The sequence below is a fragment of the Chitinophaga sp. CF118 genome (genome assembly GCF_900112615.1).
Classification (GTDB): domain Bacteria; phylum Bacteroidota; class Bacteroidia; order Chitinophagales; family Chitinophagaceae; genus Chitinophaga.
Genome location: NZ_FOMK01000008.1, coordinates 21445 through 42496, shown reverse-complemented (window position 1 = coordinate 42496; position 21052 = coordinate 21445). Strand labels below are relative to the sequence as shown.

Sequence of the window (21052 nt, the reverse complement as noted above, 5' to 3'; positions counted from 1 at the left end):
GTCAACTTCAATGATTATTGGGTGATGATGATCTTCCTTATCGCACTGCCCAGAGGCGTTTCCAGCAATAGCACATAGGTGCCTGCCGTTATATTCAGCTGGTACGGTATGTTGAATTGTGAGGCTGAGTTTTCCTTACGGTCATTCACCATCTGGTTACTAATGATGTTGAACATGCGCAGCCTTATCTCCGCCGCTTTATCCAATGTCACACGTACGCTGAATTGCCCGGTATTAGGGTTGGGCGATACTTCAAATGTGGTGATGAACGGCTGCTGTGCACCTCCGGGAGCCGGCAGGGATTGTGGTTCCAGCACGGCAATATCTTTGGTAAACACCTGTTCACATTCGCCGGTATAGGAATGCAGGCGGATGCGATACACACCCGTGTCCGCAAAGCGCAGCTCTGCCAGTAGCGCTGTGTTCTGTAACATGGTAATGTTCTGGTTGGTTGGTATTTCCCATTCGGTACGCTCCGGCAGAGGAGTGCTGATATTGATCAGCGATACATCGTCATTGCGGAATACCTGTGTGGATACCACAAATTTGGCCGCTATATCCGTTTTCACCTGTTGTATACTGATGGTATCACGGCCTATACAGCCTTTACCGTCCATAACGCTTACCCAGTACTGCCCGCTATTACTGAACGTAACCTGTGGCGTAGCCGCCTGGAAGGCGGGCTCGCCACCCCAGGTATAAGTAGCTGCGGGATCTGTTATAGCAGCATTTAACGTATAACTCTGATCGTTACAGAGGGTTTTGTCGGCCCCCAGCCTCACCTGGAGCGGCGGTGGGTCTGGCAGGTTAAAGGATTGCACACGTTTACAATTGTTGGCGTCCAGGATGGTAAGGGTATATTTGCCCGCACACAGCTGGTCTATTCTATTGCTGATGGCACCATTACTCCACTCATACTGATAGGGTGGAATGCCCCCGCTGATCAGCGTGTTAATAGCGCCGTCGCAATTACCCGCACAGATAGGCGATATGATGTCTGCATTTACCACCATGCCATTGGGTATAAATACATCTGCGTTGTTTTGTGCTTCGCAGCCGCGTACGTCTTTTACAAACACCAGGTAAGAACCTTCTATTAAGTTGCTGATATTACTGGTGGTTTCGCCATTGGTCCATTCATAACGGAAAGGGGCAGTGCCACCGGTAACCGTGGTGGTTACCGCACCATCCTGTCCGCTGGCGCAGGTTACCGGTGTGGTGGCCAGTTGTACCTGCAGCAGGTCCGGCTCAACGAGCAGGAATGAGTCGGATGTTTTATTAATATTATTTGCGTCTGTAATGATCACTTTATAAGTACCGGTTGTTAACGCGCTGGCTGTGGGCATCGTTTGTCCGATGGCGTTATACATACCATTAACCAGTTTGTACCAGGCAAAGCGGTAGGGCAGCGGACCGTATATGTGCACGCCACCGTTGGCGGTAGCTGTCAGCATACCATCCGCGGCTCCTTTGCAGGATACATAACGTTGTTCTGCAACGGTTACCTGTAACGGAGCTGGTTCGTCTAATTTGAAATCTACCGTTAACGTACAACCCTCCATATTAAGGTCAGGACCGGTATATTGAGCGTCTGTAATGGTAACGGTATAATTACCGGCTGGTATACCAGAAAGCACATTTTCATAACCGCCAGCCACTACCTGACCTGTACCATTGCCCATCAGTGTACCGTTCGCCCTTTTCCAGCTCACATTGTAGCTGCCGTCAGCTTTAGCGGTACCACCTTGCAACAGTATTTTAATGCTACCATCTGAGTAGCCATAGGCAAGTGGCTGGGTCAATAATCGCTGCGCCACCTGTATCGGAGCTGCCGGTTGTTCTACTGCGGAGTCGCCCGATACCGGACAACTGTGGTAGTCAATTATATTCACCGTATATGTGCCGGCATGCAGACCCGTATTATAAGCCGCCTGGCTGCTGTTGCTCCAGTTATACTTGTACGGTGTTGTACCACCGCTTACCAGGGCTTTCAGCGCACCATTGCTGCCATCGTAACAGGTGGCTGGCGTGGTGTTGAATTGCACTTGTAACGGGGCCGGATCTATCAGGTCAGTAGTATCGGATAATATCGTGATACCATTGGCGTCTGTAGCTTTTACCAGGTATTGGCCGGCAGGCAGGTCAACTGCGGTGCTATCTGTTTGTCCGATAGGCACGGTTGCACCGTTAACTACCTGGTACCATTCGTAGGTATAATGAGGCGCTGTTTTAAATGGTATACCGCCGCTTATTATTGCAGTAAGCGTACCATCGGCCTTGCCGGTACAGCTAACGCTGTCCGCAATCTGTATATTGGCGACTAGTAGTGGTGGTTGTGTTAGTGTAAATGTATTGTTAAGCGCACAGCCTGTTCTGCTGTCGGTGGCAGCGGCGTAATAGTTGCCATCTGTGACTATCAGGGTATAATCACCGTCAGGCTGGTTGCTGATGGTAGTGGTATAGATGCCATTGCCATCTACAGTATTTACGGGTGTTAACAAGGTGCCGTCTGCCTTCCGCCATTCAACATCGTAGGAACCGTCCGGCTTGGGCGTACCGCCCTTCAGATGGACGGTAATGCTGCCATCGGAATAACCAAATGCTTTAGGATCTATGATGGAAGTAGCATCCACTGCAAGCGGTGCATCCGGTTGTTTAACGCTGAAGCTTATTTCCTCATCGCCGGCAGCTGTATGACCGGAACAACCGTTCTGGTCTTTTACCTTTATCAGGTAGTCTCTCTTGGCCAGGCCTGTTATGGTGTTCTGGGTGAACGGTTGTGTGAGATAATCATTATCCGTAACCCCTTTATACGACGCTACATAACCACCTGCACCTCCACTAATGTTAAGGTTGATACCGCCATCGCTGCCATCGTAACATTTTGCAGCAATAGGCGCGGGTGTAGAGAAGGTGACCGGTGTAGGTTCATCTAACTGGAACTCGAACGTACTTGCGTCGCTGTAACTGTTGGTGTTATTAATATTCCCGGTTACTTTTACCTGGAAGTTGCTGGCGAAAAGTGTATTTGAAGGCCAGGTATACGTCTGATTTGGTCCCATCGTAACACCTATCTGATTAGGTAGGGTGCCGCCAATAACGTTTTTCAGGTCCTTGACTTCTACATTTATCGTCTCACCGGTATATGCCGGACGGTCAAAGATGACTGTAAAACCGCCGTCACTGGCGCCGTTACAGGATATTTTCTTAGGAATGATGTTTGTAATGTGCGGCGATTCCAACCGGTAGTCCAATGTAATAGTACCGGATTCCCGGTCCTGCGCGCAAACCGGTAACATTCTAACCCGTATCTGTTTCGTGAGATACTTTTCCCAGTCATTCCCCAGAAGGCTTTTACCGGAGACCTGAAGCACATTAGATCCCGGCTTGTTGTCAGGGGCTTTCGTCCAGGGGCCGTTATCAGCCGAGTATTGCCAGAGATATTGCTGGTTTGGTATCCCTGGGGTACCAATGATCCTGATCTCAGCGTCTGTAGGTAATATATTGGGGCTTGTTCCGTCGTACACCAGGTCATTCATGACTTTTCTATAGGTCACATGAATTTTACTGCTCGGGTCCATCGACGAGACAAACGGATTATTAATATCTCCGGTAAAGTCCTGCCCCGTATGACTGACAGGGAAGGTCGCCGACCGTTTTACATCGGTCCATGGGAAGCTTCGAACCCATGTACTGTTAACTTCTATGGATGTTATTTGTTTGGGGGAGCTATGTATGACGCTGCCTGTCCGGTTGATGACATCCCATGCCGAAGGAAGCGCAGTCGATACAAACGCAAATATCTCGTTCTGCGTGCCATCTGTATAATGAGCAATCACGTTATAGTCTAGCTGCAGACTACTGGGATATACCTCGGTTGTCTGCATCTGCAATTCATATGCATTAGACACAGGCTTAATATCTATAAACAGAGTAGATTCAGAATGATAGCCAGCAAACATGCCACCCACCCTGGTACTAAAACAGGTATGATCGCCGGGCGGGAACATGTAGTCTAATTCCTTTGACTCCTGGGTTTTGTTGCAGCTGGATTTCCGCTTGCCATATACTGCAATCCCTTTTACCGGATTGTCTGACGTAAAGGTGATCGTCTTGGCTGGAAAATACCATGGCTCGCCATCTCCGATACCGTCCAGGGATCCGGAGGAGATAAGCCTTGAACCACCGTGGTCCATAATGGCATATACTTCATAGAGACTGCCGCAAGTTGCTGTGCCGAAGCCCATGATGTCGCATTTCACGGTCAGTTCGTACACCGCCGTCGGGTTCTGCGCGGCTAGCCTGATGGTAAACACCAACAGGGGAAGGAATAACAAGAATAGGGCTCTTTTTATCATTGGTCGCATAGGTAAAAAGTATGCAGGGATTTAACTTGTTTTAACTTTTTTGAGCGGACCTGCTCAGACCGTCTTTGTTCACAGCACGTACGTCATACTCAAAAACGGTGTTGAATCTTCAGCGATTCTTCTTCAGTCGTTTTCACGTTTGCCGGAACTACTTTCAGCAACTAAGCGGCTGTTCACCAGCCGCTTAGTATAACCGGTACTAGTTTATTCCGACGTTATTATCTTTCCCGGTATAATTCAATGTTCCGCTTTCGGAGAACTGTATAGGGTGCTGCCTGTCCTGTTGATGTTGATGACATCCCCGTTGGCAGGAGTTGCAGTCGATATGGACGCAGGTTTAATAGATATATGCATATTAGACTCAAGGTTATAGCCAGTAAATAAACCGCCAACGTTCACATCAAACCAGGTAATATTGCCCACCGGAAGTAAGTAATCTATTTCGCCAGCAGCCGCGGTTTTGCTACAGCTGGTTTTCCGTTTGCTCCATACTGCAATCCGTATTACAGGGTTGTCTGAGGTAAAGGTGATAGTCTGAGGAGGAAAAAACCACACCTCGCCATCGTTGAGACCATCCAGAGATCCGGAGGCGATAAGGTTCGTACTGCCATTCTGCATAATAGCATTTATTTCATAGTTGCTCTCGCAGGTTGCTATACGGCCGAAGCCCATGATGGCGTAATCTACGGTCAGTTCGTACGCCGCTGTGTTCTGCGCGGACAGCCTGCTTGTAAACGCCAGCAGGGGAAGGAATAACAACAATAGGACTCTTTGTGTCATGGTTTTCATAAATAAAAGGTATTTAGGTGTTAATAACTTGTTTTAACTTTTTTGAGCGGGCCGCTCAGACCGTTTTTGTTCACGGCGCGTACGCCGTACTCATAAACAGTATTGATCTTCAGCGATTCGTCTACAATCTTTTTCACGTTTGCCGGAACTACTTTCCAGAGACTCAGCGGTTGACCGCCTGCTCCTTTATACAACTGGTATTCGTTTACACCAGTGTTGCTATCCTTCCAGGATAGTTCAATGTAGCGCCCCTCCTGGTTCACATACGCATTCAATGTTTTCACGCTGATGGCATTCGGGTCTGAAGGTATTGTTACGGTAATAGGCTGGGTAGGCGGCGACTCAAGGCCACTGCTATCCTTCGCCATCAGGATATAAGTATAGGTTTGTCCACCTTCAATCAGCTGATCCGCATAATACTGCGTGTGGTCACTGAATGTCTGAAGCAATAACCACTTATGGCTGGAATCTGCGCGGTTCTTCCGGTATAGCAGGTGCGCGGCAACATCTTCATCTCCACTGTTCACCCAGGATAATTGTACCTGGCCATCTACTACCTTATAAGCACTGAACACCGGCGAAGTAGGTGGTATCACATCCGGTTTCTTCAGCTCCAGGATAGCGGAATAATCGGATTGATTATAACGTTTATCCAATGCTGCTACCGCATAGTATACTTTTCTGTTCAGGAATTTTATAGGAACAGTGTCTTTGTAAACAGTCTTCATATAGATAGAGTCTACCAGGGGAGACAATTCTTCATTCAGTTTGCCGGCGCGGAACACTTTGTACCCCAACATATCCTTTTCCATATTGGCTTTCCAGGTGAGGATTACCACACCATTACTGTCAACAGTGCCTGCCAGTCCTACAGGAGGTGCAGGTGGAGTAGAATCTACCGGTTGCACCAGCACAGGAAATGAGGTCGTCGATTCGCCTTCTTTGGCAATAGCCGTAATGGTGAAATAGTTGGAAGGTAATAGTTGGTCGTATTGCAGGCTGCGCTGATCAGGAGCAATATTGGCAAGTGCGGTTTTGTAAGGTCCTCCCTCACTTGCTGCCTGGTTCAATGCAAACCCCTTAATCAGTGGATTACCTGCTGCTTCAAAATCCCAGGTAAGCGTCATTTTTCCCTGCGCCGAGATCTTGTTGCTGCGGATGTTGGGCACATATATCAATACGTGCCTGCCTTTGCCGGTAGTTAGTGCAGAAGGTGGCCCCTTTTCACCGAATGCGGAAATACCTCTTACCCTGAACTGGTATACCGTATTGTTGTCCTCCAGCGAGTCAAGAAAATACATGCGGGAAGAAGGCCTGTTCTCTTTTTCATTCAGGTTGGTCACCGGCAGCGAACGGGCCGGCTCAAAGGTCTTACCGCCATCTTTAGAGCGTTCTACTATCCACGAAGTATAGTAGTGTTTCAAAACGCTGTAATCCCAGCTAAGTGCTACCTGTTTATCGCCAAACACAGCCCCTACATCACCCGGTACAGGCAATGGTGCATAGTCCTGTATTCCAATGAATACACCTCCGGAATCGACAACCAGGCGCTCTTTTGGCGCCAGCGAATTAACCCGGTACAGGTATTTCTCATTGGGACGGGCGTCTTTGTCTTCCCAGCCCCACCCTGCCATCACAGCGGCTTCAAAGCTATTGTCTGCAGCATACAGGGAGAGGGAAAAACGCTGCTCCTGTTCGGCAGATTGTGCCATGATACTTGCAATACCCTTATTACCGGCACTACCTACTTCAAAGTCCTTACCATACAATGCCTGTGCAATGATGGCGGCATATTGGTCCTGCTGTACTATTTTTTCCCATTCATCTAATGGTTTAGGTCGCAGCGGTTGCGTATTCAATACTTTAACCTCTGGTGACGACAACAACTTCCCATCGCGGGTAACGGTATAACGGGTAAGTTGAAAACCATATTGATTACCGAACTTCCAGGCACGGGATGTGGTCATGCCCCATCGCAGCAATATGCTGTGCTGGCGGGCCCTGGCGGTAACCGCTATCCTGGCGCTGTCTTTATGCTGAGCATGTAGCGGCAATGCAGCGGTAAAGCATAAAAGTATAAGCAGTATAGAAGATAGCCTGCGCATTGTATACATTAGAAGCCGGTGGTTTTAAATGGATTATGATAATTGAATATCGCGCTGCTGGTTTTAGTCCCGTCAGGCAGCACATACTGGTATTTTACTTTGTAAGCGCCATACCGTATGAAAGGGAAATGCCCATTTATCAGGTAGGCGTATTTCGGCGCTTCCTCTGTACCCATGAACCTGTTCACTACTTTGTATTGCAGCTCGTTGAAGTCCAGGCTGTATACCTGTGGAAGATCGTACAGATACGGCAGCCTTGTCTTTATCCAGCTGGTCACCTTGCCGGTAGATGCTTCTGCCAGGTAAGTAGGCATCAGGATAAACGCCTTGCTTGGCGTCACGCCAAATTCATCCGTATTACGTTTATTAATGAATATCTCGTTATTGATAGGGTAGTTGGCATACAACAGCGGGTTAATGTCGTTGGTAAAATACGCATCATCCATTACCGCTTCCACATTCACCATCGGTTTATAACCGGTGTAATTGTTACCAGTCATTTCCACTACTTCAAAGCCTTCATAGTCGCCTACGTCGGCCAGCAGGCGTACTACATCTGTCGAAACTGTTTCACCAATGCCGTCTTTCAAACGCAGCGACTGCATCTTCTCTCCAAACGTGTTGAATTTGCTGGTACGGAATCCGTAATGCAGTAATGATTTGGCTACGTCCCCTCTGGAAACTGTCTGTGCCTGGTTGTTGGCAACAGCATAGCTGCCGTCTTCGCCCGCATCCTGTTGTTGCTGGTAAGCCACTACTTCATCGGTACTTTGTGCGCCTGGAGGAATGGCTATTACGTCGAACTGATAGACTGTATTCGCCTTCAGACCCGTTGGTGTAAAATGAATCGTCTGTGAAGGGACGTCATAGGTCATATCCAATTTAGTTGTCTGACCAGCGGCATCTTTGAAATTGATCGCATACTGCCATTTGGCGTCGAACAGGTAAGCCTGTCCCATACTCAGGTTAATGATGCCTTTATCAGATTCATCTTTGTAATAGTATTGCTGGTTCACTACCGGGTACGCATATGCGATGTTCTGCATCGGGATATAGTCCGGCGCAGTACCGGTAGTGAAGGTCACCGTTTCAATCTCTTCGCCCGGTTTGCCATCTACATAGGCTGTCTGCCAGGTTACGCCCACCCGCTCTTCAAATGCCACCTTCACCGTAGCCGTCAGCTGTTTTTGAGAAGGCAGTACCTCCTTGGAGTAGAAGGAAACACCATCATTGTTGGCATTCCATTCCAGGCGACCAGGTATCGGCTGACCATTATCCATAACGGTAAAGGATGCCAGTCTCGCGCGGTAGGTCTTTGTCCCCTGGTCGTCATCTACATCGAACTGCTGACCCATACGCATATTAAAGGCGGCTTGCGGTGCAGTGAATACATCCACTGCGTCGGCATTCGCTGCTGGTTTTACGTCTGATATGATCTTCACATCTACCGGGCTGTTACCATTCATTACGATCTCACACTCATCACCGATAACAACCTTCATGCGCATATTACCTTTTACAAGGCCGTTTAACACGCTGAATTTAACGGCCATATATCCCCTTACCCAGGTAGGATTGGGCAGTTTAGCCTGCATCAGCATAGCGGCTGCGCCGGATATGAGTGGTATGCGGGCCTTTATGATTCTCAGGTTTACTTTCACACCTAACTCACCCTGCAGATATACATATGCCTGGCCGTTAGCGTACCAGCCATCTATACCGATTTTCTCTGTACTACCAACGCAATGCGCATCTCCATAATCTTTCAGCATGATGTCAAAACCTAAGCCTGCCTTAAAGTTGGCATATAGTATCAGAAAAGTGATATCGCCGGTTTCCACACTAAGGTTGGCACCAAATGCAAATCCTCGGCCATCACCCAGCGCATTGGCGTCGCGCATATAATCCAGCTCCTCCATATCTACGCCCAGGATATCTGCCACCTCCTGGGGCGGTGGTGGAGAGCCGGGTATCTTATCACCCACCATCAGGTAGGCCCCTGATTTAATAGAGAGACCACCTATAGAGAACTTGGTACCTAAACGATTGGTAGGCGTTCCCATATGCAGGTACCACTCGCTGGGTGAAATATGGATCACTGCCCAGCCCGCGCGGTTGCCGCTGGAGTTGCCCGTCAGCATGCCGTTGGCTACGTTCATGTACATATCAAAGTTGCCGTGCAACGTAGAAGTCGTGAAGTCATATTGTATACCTACATAGGCGGTTATGCCCACTTCGGCAGATAGATTCTGATCGCCCGCCAGAAGGGAGGCAGCACTTGAAGGATCGGATACTTTCAATTCCTCCAGTTTCTGGCCTGTGGACCCCAGTTTGGCGATCGCCTTCTGTTCCTGTTCCTGTATTTTGGCAAATTGTCTGCTTAATTTCCCTGTGATATTGCCCATCGGCACCGTGGCCAATATTTTAGCATAGCCATACAGGCCCATGAAGTTGATACCGCCGCTACGGTTAAACGCCACTTCAAAAGATACCTCCCCATGCACTACCTCGTCTTTCACCATATCAAACAACACAGCCGCTTTAATGCCCAGTCCTGCGGTGGAATCCGGCACGTACTTTACGCCGGTTGGGGAAGCAATGGTATCAATACCTTCTTTTTTCATCCGGTAATAGGCGCCGCCGCCGAAACCTGAGATTTTCAGGGGCGGCGCTATTGCGATGCCCGGCTTAAATTCAGCCTTGCCATCCACATACCAGTAGCGGAAATTCTTAGCGCCAAACATAGCACGGGTTCTTACCTTTATTTTTCCCTTCATGAAGCTCGCGTTTACCTCGCCACTCAGTGCATCTCCATATACAGCGTCATCATCATATACTTTTAGCAGGCCGGATATCGACATAGCTTCGCTCAGATCAGCATGGAGCGAAATCGAGTCCAGCTTTATCTTCTGAAATTTCCAGGTCTGTATTCCTTTGCTGTTATCAAACTTTCCAACCAGCGCGAGCCGCGTATCACCACCAAATTTCCCTTGCATCAGGTTAAAGCGTACGTCAATATTGAGGTTGGCGGTAGTACTATCCTTGGTTTCCAGGGCGATTTCCTTAATAGCCACCGGGAAATTGGAAATTGTATTCTCATCCCTGTATCCAAAATACTCGGCGGTGAGATAAGGTGCTTTGGTCTGCAGGTGCAATCCCTGGAACATGATACCTTTAAATTTGGCTACAGGATTACCGTTGTCGTCTACTTTCAGAGACGATGCCACGATCAGGTAGCCATTTAGCATGGCTTCCGGCTCAAAGCGACCATTAGCCAGTTTTAACTGTACCCAGGAGTTCGGGTTTATCTGGGCTTTTGCCCGCCACACCATAAAATCCAGTGTGTCAAGATTGCTCAGCTTCAGTATATATTCATTATCAGCGGTAATAACGGCAGAATAGCCCAGCGGTGCATTGCACATGGGAATGCCCAGCATACCGTTGAATGCTGCCCCTGTGAGATGGTTGGCCTCCAGATCTATGTCGAAATGATCTACTGAAAAACGCCAACCGGCTGCACTGCCAGCCGATAATACATTATTGCCAAAGAAGTTGCCGGTGATGCCGTTATTATCGATGATCAGGTTTTTGCCGCCAAACGAAACACGTTTGTCAGGTCGGTCAGCCCGTGCAAATTGTTTAGGCAAGGTTACTTCCAGGTCCGACACATAAACTCCCCGCCATAAGTTCGGGTCATCCTGAGGCAGGTAACGCTCCTGGTATTTTGCAGGGTATACCACATCAGGAGAGTTACGCAGGTCACTGCCATCATATACAGCTTTGCCTATACGGAACCCTACGCCTTTAAGGGGTGTTATCTCAAATGCAGGCAAGTCTACGCTTACGAGTATATCATTCCAGTCGCGTACTACCGTATTGAATGAAGCCTTTACCTGCGAGCTGTCTGTAGTTCTTTCTCCGTCTGGTTTCAAAGGCACCAGCATGCTCCGCGGGAACATCAGGTCTGCACTAAGTCCCAATTCCTTAAAACCGTTACAATCTATTGTTACATAAGTAAGGTCAAGCCCCTGGCCGGTCTGCATATCCATGCCGCCCTTCAGTACCAGCGCTGCTGTACCGCCGCCCAGCCGTATAGGTACATCACCCAGCAATACCAGTTTGGCATCGCCCAATATGCCGCCCTTGTACGATAGTTTAAGCCCTTTCAGACCAAAAAAGATCTCACGTGGCTCCTGTGGTATCTGCACTTTGGCATATACGGTAAGCTCTGCGTAGGTAGAGTAAAAAATGGCATTGCTTACGGCAATCGTTACAGTAGTATTGCCAACGTTCTTAAAAAGCCCTATGGGCAGCTCATTCAGATCGTCTGGCGAGAGGGAGGCTGTATAGCGGTTATCCTTGTCTATTTTCTCGAATTCTGCCCTGGCTATGTCACGGTATACATGGACATTACTGTCAGTGTCATATATACTTTGCAGGCCGGCATCGGAGAATAAACCAGCTTCGGGCGCTATCAGCGTTTCTGCTACCAGCTTTTTATCTATATCTGGAAAGTTGCGGCTTTCCATCATACTGGTGGCCATGACATTGGCCGCCGGTAAACGGGTCTTAACATAATCACTGTCTGCCGCATGCACGGCAACAGTTTGACCAGCAATTAATAGCGCTAACAGGCTAATGTAACGGCAACAGAATGTTCGTAGGTAAGGTTTTACCATAGGTTGATATATAGGTATAGGTTGTAGGGGATAGCTCAGCTAACAACGATCAATTACTACAGAGAACAACAGGTTATTTTCATATGCCCCAAACTTTCCCGGATGCAAATCCAACGTAATATTAGTAATTTTTTAATATCGTCAAAAATATTTATTTGTCAATTAGATAAAATTGTGGCGAGGCATGTATTTACTTTGTTAAAAAGGTTGAATACTGATTAAGGCCGGTGACATTGTTGATAGGAATGTTGTTCAATCTGGAATTTCTTATTCACATAAATCATAAAATTTATTTGTAAGGTACCGGTGATATGATGAGTTAATTTTTATATTCTGAGAGAGGGAAATGCTCCTCATAAATTGGGTATATTTATGATAATACAGTAAAATACTTAAATACGGAAACTATCCATGAATCAGTCCTGATGAAACCCTTTTCTAAATTTTAATTTCAACCCTCAAAGTATGAAAAATCTATTAAGCGTATTTCCCGGACAGCTATTGTCTGTAGCCCTTATGACAGTTTTAATGCTAAGCTGTAAAACAGAAGAAGATAACATTATTAAAAAGGAACTGGCTGTGGCTGCGGCACCTCAGATATCACTGACGTCGGTTATTACTTCCGGTTTAAGTGCTCCTATGCAGTTTGTGCATGCAGGTGATGGCCGTAAGCGTATTTTTATTGTGCAGAAAGCAGGCACTATAAGAGTATATGATTCTACGTTTAATTTTCTTTCTGTATTTGGCACCGTATCAAATGTGAGTACCAGTGGTGAAAGAGGTTTGCTCAGTATGGCCTTTCACCCTAACTATTCAACGAATGGGTTTGTTTATGTTTATTATACCAATACGGCAGGCAACCTTGAACTTGCGAGGTATCATGTAAACAGTGGTAGTCCGAATACGCTGGACGCTGCATCAAAAGTGATCGTACTAACCATCCCGCATCCTACCAATTCAAACCACAATGGAGGAGAGCTTCACTTCGGTATTGATGGATACCTGTATTTATCTACCGGTGATGGTGGCGGTAGTGGTGATGTACCCAACAATGCGCAGAATACTTCTGTGTTGCTGGGTAAAATATTACGTTTGGCTGTTAATACATCTACCTCTGCTCCATATTATACTATTCCTGCGGGTAATCCTTTTTCAAATGAAGTATATGCTTACGGGCTGCGTAACCCCTACCGCTGGAGCTTTGATAAAGCCACCCAGGATATGTGGATTGGTGATGTAGGGCAGGATTCGTGGGAAGAAATTAATTTCCGCTCGGCAGCTGCCACTTCAGGAACTAATTACGGATGGCGCTGTTATGAAGGTAACGCCACATATAACTCTTCGGGATGTACGGGAACAAATTATATCTTCCCTGTGCATGCTTATGCCACACAGAATCCTGCTGCGAGTATTACAGGAGGAGTGGTTTACAGGGGCACCACATACCCGGCTTTGCAGGGCTGTTACCTGAGTGCCGATTTCTATTCAGGTATTTTTTATAAGATTGTTCCTAATGGCTCCGGATGGAGTGTTACTACTCAAACACTTTCTCCGACAGGAATAGTGGATTTCGGGGAAACTGAAAGCGGAGAAGTGTACGTTGTATCCAATACCGGGAACAGTGTATACCGTGTTACATCAAACTAAATGCTGCATTTAATACATCAGGACTGTATTTAAAAGGGGCTGACCAAAAAGGTCGGCTCCTTTTTTATATGCCCTTCCGGGATGTTATCATTGACAGCCATTGCAGATTACAACCCGGACTGGCCCAACCATTTTTTCAATTGGTTCGATTTTTCCCTGCTCAACACTACACTTTCATCTAAAGCTGGAGAAAGTTCAATTTTTAGTTGACCATTAAAAGTTTGATGGATATTCCTGATAGATTTTAAAGAAACAATAACCTGGCGGCTTACCCTGAAAAAAACTTCGGGGTCAAGTTCTTTCTCTAGTATTTCTAAAGTCTGGTCTACCATAAATCGCTGAGAGGTATATGTTGTAAGAAATGTTGCTTTATTTTCTGAAGTGAAATAAGCAATATCCTCCCCCATTATCAGAATATGCCTGTCGCGATATGCAATTAAAAAACGTGTGCGATATATTTGTTGTTTTGCCTGCATGTTTTTAATAAGCTGCAATATACTGGCATCACTTCCGGCCCCAATAATGGACTTTGCTTTGCGGAGGCTCTTTGCCAACTTATCAGCTTCCAATGGTTTCAGCAGATAATCAACACCATTTACTTCAAAAGCCTTAAGCGCATATTCATCATAAGCAGTCACGAATATGACAGGGACTGTGATTGTAACATGATTAAAAATTTCAAAGCTTAACCCATCAGTAAGCATGATATCCATAAAGATAACATCTGGCTGTTGATGCTCTTTCAACCATTTGATACTATCCTGCACTGTTTGAAGTTTTGCCGTAATAGTAATTTCACTGTCTAAAAGTGAAAGCATCTTTTCAAGCCTTATAATATTAGGAAGCTCATCTTCTATGATTAAAACACTTGTCATACGCGCTTTATTAAATAGTTATTCGACAGTTATCAATGAAATCTCTACCTTGAAAAAGTGTTCATCATCCAATATAACTGGTGCTTTTTGGTTCATCAAATGGTATCGTTCCCTGATATTTTTAAGTCCCATGTTCGTACCCGGTTCCTTCATCATTTTGGGCATTTTATTATTTTCTACTACCATTGATTTTTCGTCCGGAAAATATATATGAATGTTAAGGGGCGACTCCGTGCTAAACACATTATGCTTAATGGCATTTTCAATCAGCAACTGTAATGTTAAAGGTGGAAGACCTAAACGGAATGCCTCCTTATTTTCCTCAATATTAACTTTAATACCTTCTCCATACCTGATCTCATACAAAAACAGATACGCTTTAATAAATTCCAGTTCTTCTGTTACAGGAATCACATTCTGCATTCTGTTTGTGAGCATATACCGGTAGATGGATGATAGTTTGGCAATGTAGGAAACTGCTGTTGCTGGCTGGTCTTCTATCAATGCGGTAACAATGCTAAGGTTGTTAAACAGGAAATGCGGATCAAGCTGTAACTTGAGCGCTTCAAGCTGTGCCTGCGTGGTATGCTGTGCCATTTCCAGGGATTGCAGGTTGGCATCGTTCCATTTGTGAAAGAAATATTCCGCAGCAAAAACAGCCGTTATCAGTATGGCGAATATGATACCAATAATAACGGTCTGTCTTAACATTAGTTCATCGTAATCAAAATGAGCCGGGAACTGGAATTTAAAAAACAAGTTCAGTATAATATAAATAATAGTAATGTGCAATAAAAACTGAATACCAAACCTGCTTTTAATGCGATTCCCCCAGGGATACCATTTATTGAGTAGCGCTGTTAGCTGGATACCTGTTTCAAATAATAATGTTGAATAAGCAACACTAAATGAAAATTCCAGGACAAAATCGGGCATGGTATAAAAGCGCCAGCTATTATAAACGCGCTCGTATGGATTAATCAGTACCATGATCAGGTACAGTACTACCCCAAATCCTGGATAACCATACAACCGGAATAACCTGTAGCTATGTTTATGCATCTGCTAAAATAAATAACTTTAGTTACTTTACCCTTTTCCATGTTTCGTTAAAACTCAAAAATCCCCATTTTACTTTTAGCTCAACTTCTGTTCCGGCCTCATTTATAATAAAGCGGCCTTTGTATGTTTTATTGTCTTTGGGGTCAATGATCGTTCCTTCAAAAACCAGCGGGCCGGTAGCTTTAAGCGCTGTGGCTATAATTTTATTATTGTTCTTTTTGTCCTTTTCCGTTTCTGTGCTGATCTGCTTGCCGGTAATCGTTTGTCCTTCGATATAAAATTCTATTTTATCCTTATCGGGAGTTAGCCACTTGCCAACTAAGGCAGGCTGTTGTGCCCAGGTGTTAATGCTGAAAAATACTAAAACTGCTGTGGTAATAAGAAAATGTTTAAACATGATATTTGATTTTAACTATAAAGTGATTTTAATATTTACAAGTGCACTGATACCGGTAAGGTTTGCACTTGGTTTTTGAGGAAGATTGAGTATAGTCGATGTTTGTAATTCGAACACAAGGATGACCGATTTTGATAGATAGTAATTCACCCCCGCACCTGCATTCATATATAGTTGCATACTCGAATTGGTAGTGTAACGTGCGGTATTGGTATCCACATCATATGTCATAGCAGGTATAGTAACATAGGATGGGCCTGCACCTGCATAAACAAGTGGTTGCCATTTACGTAACCTGGACTGGTATCCGATATCCAGTGCCAGGTTAAGGCTGTTTGTATTGGAATTAATTTCTGATTTTAAGGATCCGAGAGTAGTTTTATATTTAAAGTCGGCAGATAGTTCCCCAAACTGTAACCGGGCAAAAAAGTGTCTTTTATAATTGAACTGTATTGAAGTTGTCGAATTAGTACCAATTAACATTTCTTCACCGTTTACCTGGTTGAACGGGATAAAAAGCCCTACTGAACCCCCAAAGTCTATAACCCAATTTGAACTGTCACTTTGTGTTTGTGCTTTAGCTATAAGCGAAGTACCAATACAAAGGAATGTAATAAGAAATTTGTTTTTCATTATCATATAGTTATTCAATGATGCTTGCTTTCCATCACTGCCATATTAAAATTCACTCTGTTCCTATGTTAATTACTTTGTTTGACCCGCCAGATTTCTAAGTGCTGCAATGGCCAGTACCTTCGACAACTGTGCCGCATATAGATCTGCTTCGGCCTCGGCCAGTTGCGACTTTGCTTCCAGCAGAACGGTTTTCATATCCAGCCCGGTTGCCTGCCTGTCCTGCTGTTCTTTGAGCACCTCCTTGCGGTAGCCTGCCAGTTTTTGAGCTGCGATTATCATGGCATCCGATTGTTTCACCTTGCGCCATGCTTTATCAATATCGCTTTCTACCTGTTGTTGTGTATAGGCGATGGTTTCTTCGGCCTGTTTTAGCTGGTATTGTCTTTGATTCTGCACCTGCTTATTGGAAAAAAGGTCTTGTATATTCCATTTCATGCTAAGGCCCACATAGGGGCTGTTACCTGGCAATACAGCGCTGCCTTTCTGCACATAGTAGCCCGCTATCACACCAAAATCCGGCAGGTTACTTTGCTTGGCTGCTTTTATTCCCAGAAGGGCTTTCTCTTTATACAGACGTGCTATTTCCATATCAGGATTGCTAATGGCTGCAAGCTTATACTCATCCACAGGGTTAACCATCATATTGCCTGGTTCTGCGGCTTGTAGTTTTAAAACATGAAGGTTGGTAAGCCTTCCCAGTTCCGTTAAATAGTCCTCTACCTGAATGTCGAGTTTTAACAGGTTTTGCTCTTCGCCGGATATGCCTGCCCGCAAGCCGGAAAGGTTTACTCCTGTAGTTTTTCCCGCTGCCAGTGCACTTTCAGCATCGTACAGTCTGGCCTGTACCAGTTCCAGTCTTGCCATTGTACCTTCGATCTGCTTTTGGGCAATGAGTGCCCCGTAATACAATTGCTCAATGGCCAGTTGCATCTGCAATGCCGTTTTTTCTTTTTCTTTTTGCCCCAGTTTTATATCAGTTCTATCAATAGACAGCCCCGTATTCATTTTAAATTGCTGTGTGATGGGCTGATAAATATTGAACCCTACATTGTAAGTACTCTTTTCGCCCACAGTAAATTTTCTATCTTCTGAAGGCAGCAACGGATTACCCGTTTCTATTGTTCCGGCAGGTATGGTTATTTCAGGCAGACTGAAATTATATTGATAACTCCCGTCCAGAGTGGCGGAAGGATATCTTTTAATTTCATCTTCTTTTAGCTTACTCATTTTTTCCTGCACCTGGTATTCTCTGATGGAAAGCAGGTGGCTATTATTCATCGCAGCATCTATCAACTGTTGCAAAGAATATCCGGAGCTTGTCTGAGCCGACAAGCGGGAAAATCCCGGAAGAATGAAGGCCAATAACAGTAACCCGCTTTTTATACTAAGCTTCATGCAGAACAATTTTTTTTGTGCTTTTTAAAATGTCTTTTTTGTCCTTATTGTTGATTATACCTATGTACATAACAGGTACAGTAAGCAGGGCCATGATCATGCTCCACACTACCCCAAAGGCCAGTACGCTTGCCAATGGCGCCCACATGGGCGATCTGGAAATAATCATGGGCAATACACCCACTGCCGCCGCCATAGCAGTAAGAAAAATGGGACGCAGCCTGCGCTTTGCTGCTTCTATAGCTGCAGTTTTTATATCCATGCCCTGCTTTAGCAGGATATTGGTATAATCTATCAGGATAATAGCGTTTCGCACTACGATACCGGACAGCGAGATAAGCCCGATGAATGCAGTGAAGCTGAAGTTGTTGCCAGTAACCGCAAGGCCCAGTATGGCACCAAACAAACTCAATGGAATGGTGGCCATTATAATCAATGCCTCTTTTAAGTTTTTAAACTGAAATAACAGGATAAAGAATATCAGTGCCAGGCTTATCGATAAAGCAGTTACCATATCATTTTCTACATCTTCCTTTCCGCCCTCTTCACCACCATATTCTATACGGTAGCCGCTGGGCAGTTTCAGCTTGTTTATGGCCGGCCTTACTTCTTCAAGCAGTTCTGCCGGCAATACATGGGGCCTGGTTTCGCTTTGCACGGTTAATGTTTTTACACCGTTGCGGTGAATTATTTTTCCACTCTGCCATTGCGGTATCAATTCTGCTATTTGCCTTAGCGGTATTTCGGCATTGTTCACTGGCGATGTGAGGTATACGTTTTGCAGGTCCGATGTACTTCTACGGGCGTTCTCGTTTAAACGAAATACAATATTTACAGGACTGCTGCCTTCGTATATAGTGGAGATGGTGTTGCCGCTAAAACCTGTGTACACCGACTGGGCAATGTCTGCGCTGGTAAAGCCGAGTCGTCCGGCATCTTCTCTGGGAGTTATCTGCAACCCATAGTAATCCTCACCAAAATCACTGCGTACCTGGCAGCTGCCTTTGGCCTTCTTTAAAATATCACCTACCTGAGTGGCTATGCTTTTTAATTGGGCAACATCCTCTCCAATGATACGTACTTCTACCGGTGCTTTTAAGTCTGTCCCCTGCTGCATTAGCTTTACAAAGAATGTTCCATCAGGTGCCAGCCCTTTTACCTTGCCGGTAAGTTCTTCAGCCATTTCTTCGGTGGTTTCATCGGTAGTGGTGTTTATCAGAATCAGTGCGTAATTGCTGGTAGGTACCTCGGGCGAAAAATTGTAGTAAAATCTTGGAGCCGATGTACCGGTAAACGTAGCGTAAGAAGTGACCCTTTTATCACCCTTTACCAACTGCTCTGCTTTTAAAATAGCTGCATTGGTCTTTTCCAGCCTGGTACCTGTGGGCATCCATAATTCTACTATAAACTGGTTACGCTCTGCAGGGGGAAAGAACAATTCACGTACACCCAGCTTAAACACCAGACCTGTGAGCAGCACAAATGCAACACTGGTAAGTATGGTAAGTGCAGGGTGCTTTATGCACCAGCCCAGGGCAGCGTTATAACCATCCTGCATATAGGTAAGGATCGATTTTTTTTCTTTGGATAAGGTATGTCCATCCGTTTGAGGGTGTAATCCTTTTTTAATGAAAGTATAACAAAGCAAAGGCGTGAGGAACAAAGCCACAAAGTATGATGCAATAAGCGCAACGGCCACCGTAATTGGCAATGTCAATATAAACTCGCCGGTAGAGCCTTTAATAAGCACCATGGGCATAAATGAGGCTATAATGGTAACAGTAGCGGCCAGCACAGGAATAAGCAGATCATGTGCGCTGCGCCATGCCGCCGTCCAGCGGTCCACCCCTTCATCAAGCAGTTCCACATAGTTATCAGCAATTACAATGGCATCATCTACCACCATACCCAGCACCAGTATAAGTCCTGCTAGCGATACCTGGTGTAACTCAATACCCAGCACGTTTAAAATGGCAAAGGTTAAGGCCACCGTCATAGGTATCGCCATTGCCGCTACTGATGCTATGCGGAAAGGCAATAGCAGGATAACCACTACAATAACTGATAGTATCGCCAGTAAAAATTCTTTAATAAAGTGCGATATATTATCGTTTACCAGTGTGGGCTGCGATACCAACGTGGTAATTTTTACATTTGATGGTATCAGTTTCTTTGCATCTGCTATCTTTTTTTCAACCTCTTTGCCAAAATCTACGATGTTATTACCTTCATGCATTTGTATAGACAACAGCATAGCCTTATTGCCATTTACAGTAATGATGCTTTCCGGTGCTGCATAATCTCTTTTCAGTGTAGCCACATCACCCAGTTTTACCGGTGAGCCGGCAGGCGATGTACCTACAATCTGGTTGGCTAGTTCGGTTTCGGTTTGAAAATAACCATTGGTGTACAGGGGCGTTTTACTACTGCTGGTCTTTACTTCACCGGTAGCATTAATACTATTCTGCGATTGCAGTACCTGTGTTACCTGCCCTACATTAATACCATATTGGGATAGCTTTCCCGATGTAGACGATACAACCACTTCTTCCTGCTGCTCACCGACACGTTTCACTTTAGAAGCCTCTTTCATGGTCCGGATCTGCTCTTCTACCTTTTCACTATAACCTTTCAATTCTTCGTAGCTGGCATCGTTACTTTCCAGGGCTATCACCATGGCTTCGGTATCGCCAAAGTCAGAATCCACTATTGGCCCCTGTACACCCTGCGGCAGATCCACTTCTTTGGACACCAGTAGCTGGTGCCTCAGTTTGCTCCAGAAAATATCGGGCTGTTTCACACTTTCAGCCAGTTCCACATTGATGACTACCACACCATCTTTAGAGGTAGAATAAGTTTTGGTTTTATCGACCTCTTCATATTGAAAAAGATACTGTTCCAGCTTTTTGGTAACCTGTTCTTCTACCTGTGTAGATGATGCACCCGGGAATGTAGCCATCACCAGGCCTGTCCTGATGGTGATTTTAGGATCCTCACGACGGGGCATATTCAGAAGCGAGTTGACTCCCACCGTAAAAAGCATAAACAGAACGGCCAGTGTTAGTTGTTTATATTTAAGTGCTGCTTCTATAAAATTCAT

11 protein-coding genes are annotated in these 21052 nt (G+C 45.4%); 1 reads left to right on the top strand and 10 read right to left on the bottom strand.

Going from position 1 to position 21052, the window contains the following annotated elements; translation table 11 throughout:
- Positions 1-14 precede the first annotated feature (14 nt).
- The 4 genes from BM176_RS24390 to BM176_RS24375 all read right to left on the bottom strand — a co-directional run bounded on the left by BM176_RS24390 (position 15) and on the right by BM176_RS24375 (position 11940).
- Positions 15-4358, bottom strand: coding sequence for a hypothetical protein (locus tag BM176_RS24390; protein WP_177230529.1), 4344 nt, complete (start codon positions 4356-4358; stop codon positions 15-17).
- 246 nt (positions 4359-4604) lie between these two features.
- A complete protein-coding gene (locus BM176_RS24385) occupies positions 4605-5156 on the bottom strand; it encodes a hypothetical protein (protein ID WP_090106962.1) in 552 nt (183 codons plus the stop codon).
- 20 nt (positions 5157-5176) lie between these two features.
- A complete protein-coding gene (locus BM176_RS24380; protein WP_143097912.1) occupies positions 5177-7261 on the bottom strand; it encodes a fibronectin type III domain-containing protein in 2085 nt (694 codons plus the stop codon).
- 8 nt (positions 7262-7269) lie between these two features.
- On the bottom strand, positions 7270-11940 hold the full coding sequence (locus tag BM176_RS24375) for a hypothetical protein (RefSeq protein ID WP_143097911.1): 4671 nt from the start codon (positions 11938-11940) through the stop codon (positions 7270-7272).
- A 465-nt stretch (positions 11941-12405) separates the two neighbouring features.
- On the opposite strand from BM176_RS24375, the gene BM176_RS24370 reads away from it, so the two are divergent.
- Positions 12406-13587 carry a PQQ-dependent sugar dehydrogenase gene (locus BM176_RS24370; protein WP_090106959.1) on the top strand — a complete coding sequence of 394 codons (1182 nt, stop codon included), beginning with the start codon at positions 12406-12408 and terminating at the stop codon, positions 13585-13587.
- 107 nt (positions 13588-13694) lie between these two features.
- Here BM176_RS24370 and BM176_RS24365 read toward each other — a convergent pair whose 3' ends face one another.
- The 6 genes from BM176_RS24365 to BM176_RS24340 form a co-directional block, all read right to left on the bottom strand.
- Positions 13695-14462 carry a LytR/AlgR family response regulator transcription factor gene (locus BM176_RS24365; RefSeq protein ID WP_090106958.1) on the bottom strand — a complete coding sequence of 256 codons (768 nt, stop codon included), beginning with the start codon at positions 14460-14462 and terminating at the stop codon, positions 13695-13697.
- A gap of 18 nt (positions 14463-14480) precedes the next feature.
- On the bottom strand, positions 14481-15524 hold the full coding sequence (locus tag BM176_RS24360; protein ID WP_090106957.1) for a sensor histidine kinase: 1044 nt from the start codon (positions 15522-15524) through the stop codon (positions 14481-14483).
- A 22-nt stretch (positions 15525-15546) separates the two neighbouring features.
- Positions 15547-15921, bottom strand: a complete 375-nt coding sequence (locus BM176_RS24355) for a DUF2147 domain-containing protein (RefSeq protein ID WP_090106956.1) — start codon at positions 15919-15921, stop codon at positions 15547-15549.
- Between the two features lie 15 nt (positions 15922-15936).
- A complete protein-coding gene (locus BM176_RS24350) occupies positions 15937-16554 on the bottom strand; it encodes an acyloxyacyl hydrolase (RefSeq protein ID WP_177230528.1) in 618 nt (205 codons plus the stop codon).
- A 72-nt stretch (positions 16555-16626) separates the two neighbouring features.
- The gene (locus BM176_RS24345) at positions 16627-17952 is read right to left on the bottom strand and encodes a TolC family protein (RefSeq protein ID WP_090106954.1); all 1326 of its coding nucleotides are present in this window, start codon (positions 17950-17952) and stop codon (positions 16627-16629) included.
- Positions 17942-21052, bottom strand: coding sequence for an efflux RND transporter permease subunit (locus tag BM176_RS24340; RefSeq protein WP_090106953.1), 3111 nt, complete (start codon positions 21050-21052; stop codon positions 17942-17944). The genes BM176_RS24345 and BM176_RS24340 overlap by 11 nt, the downstream gene beginning before the upstream one ends.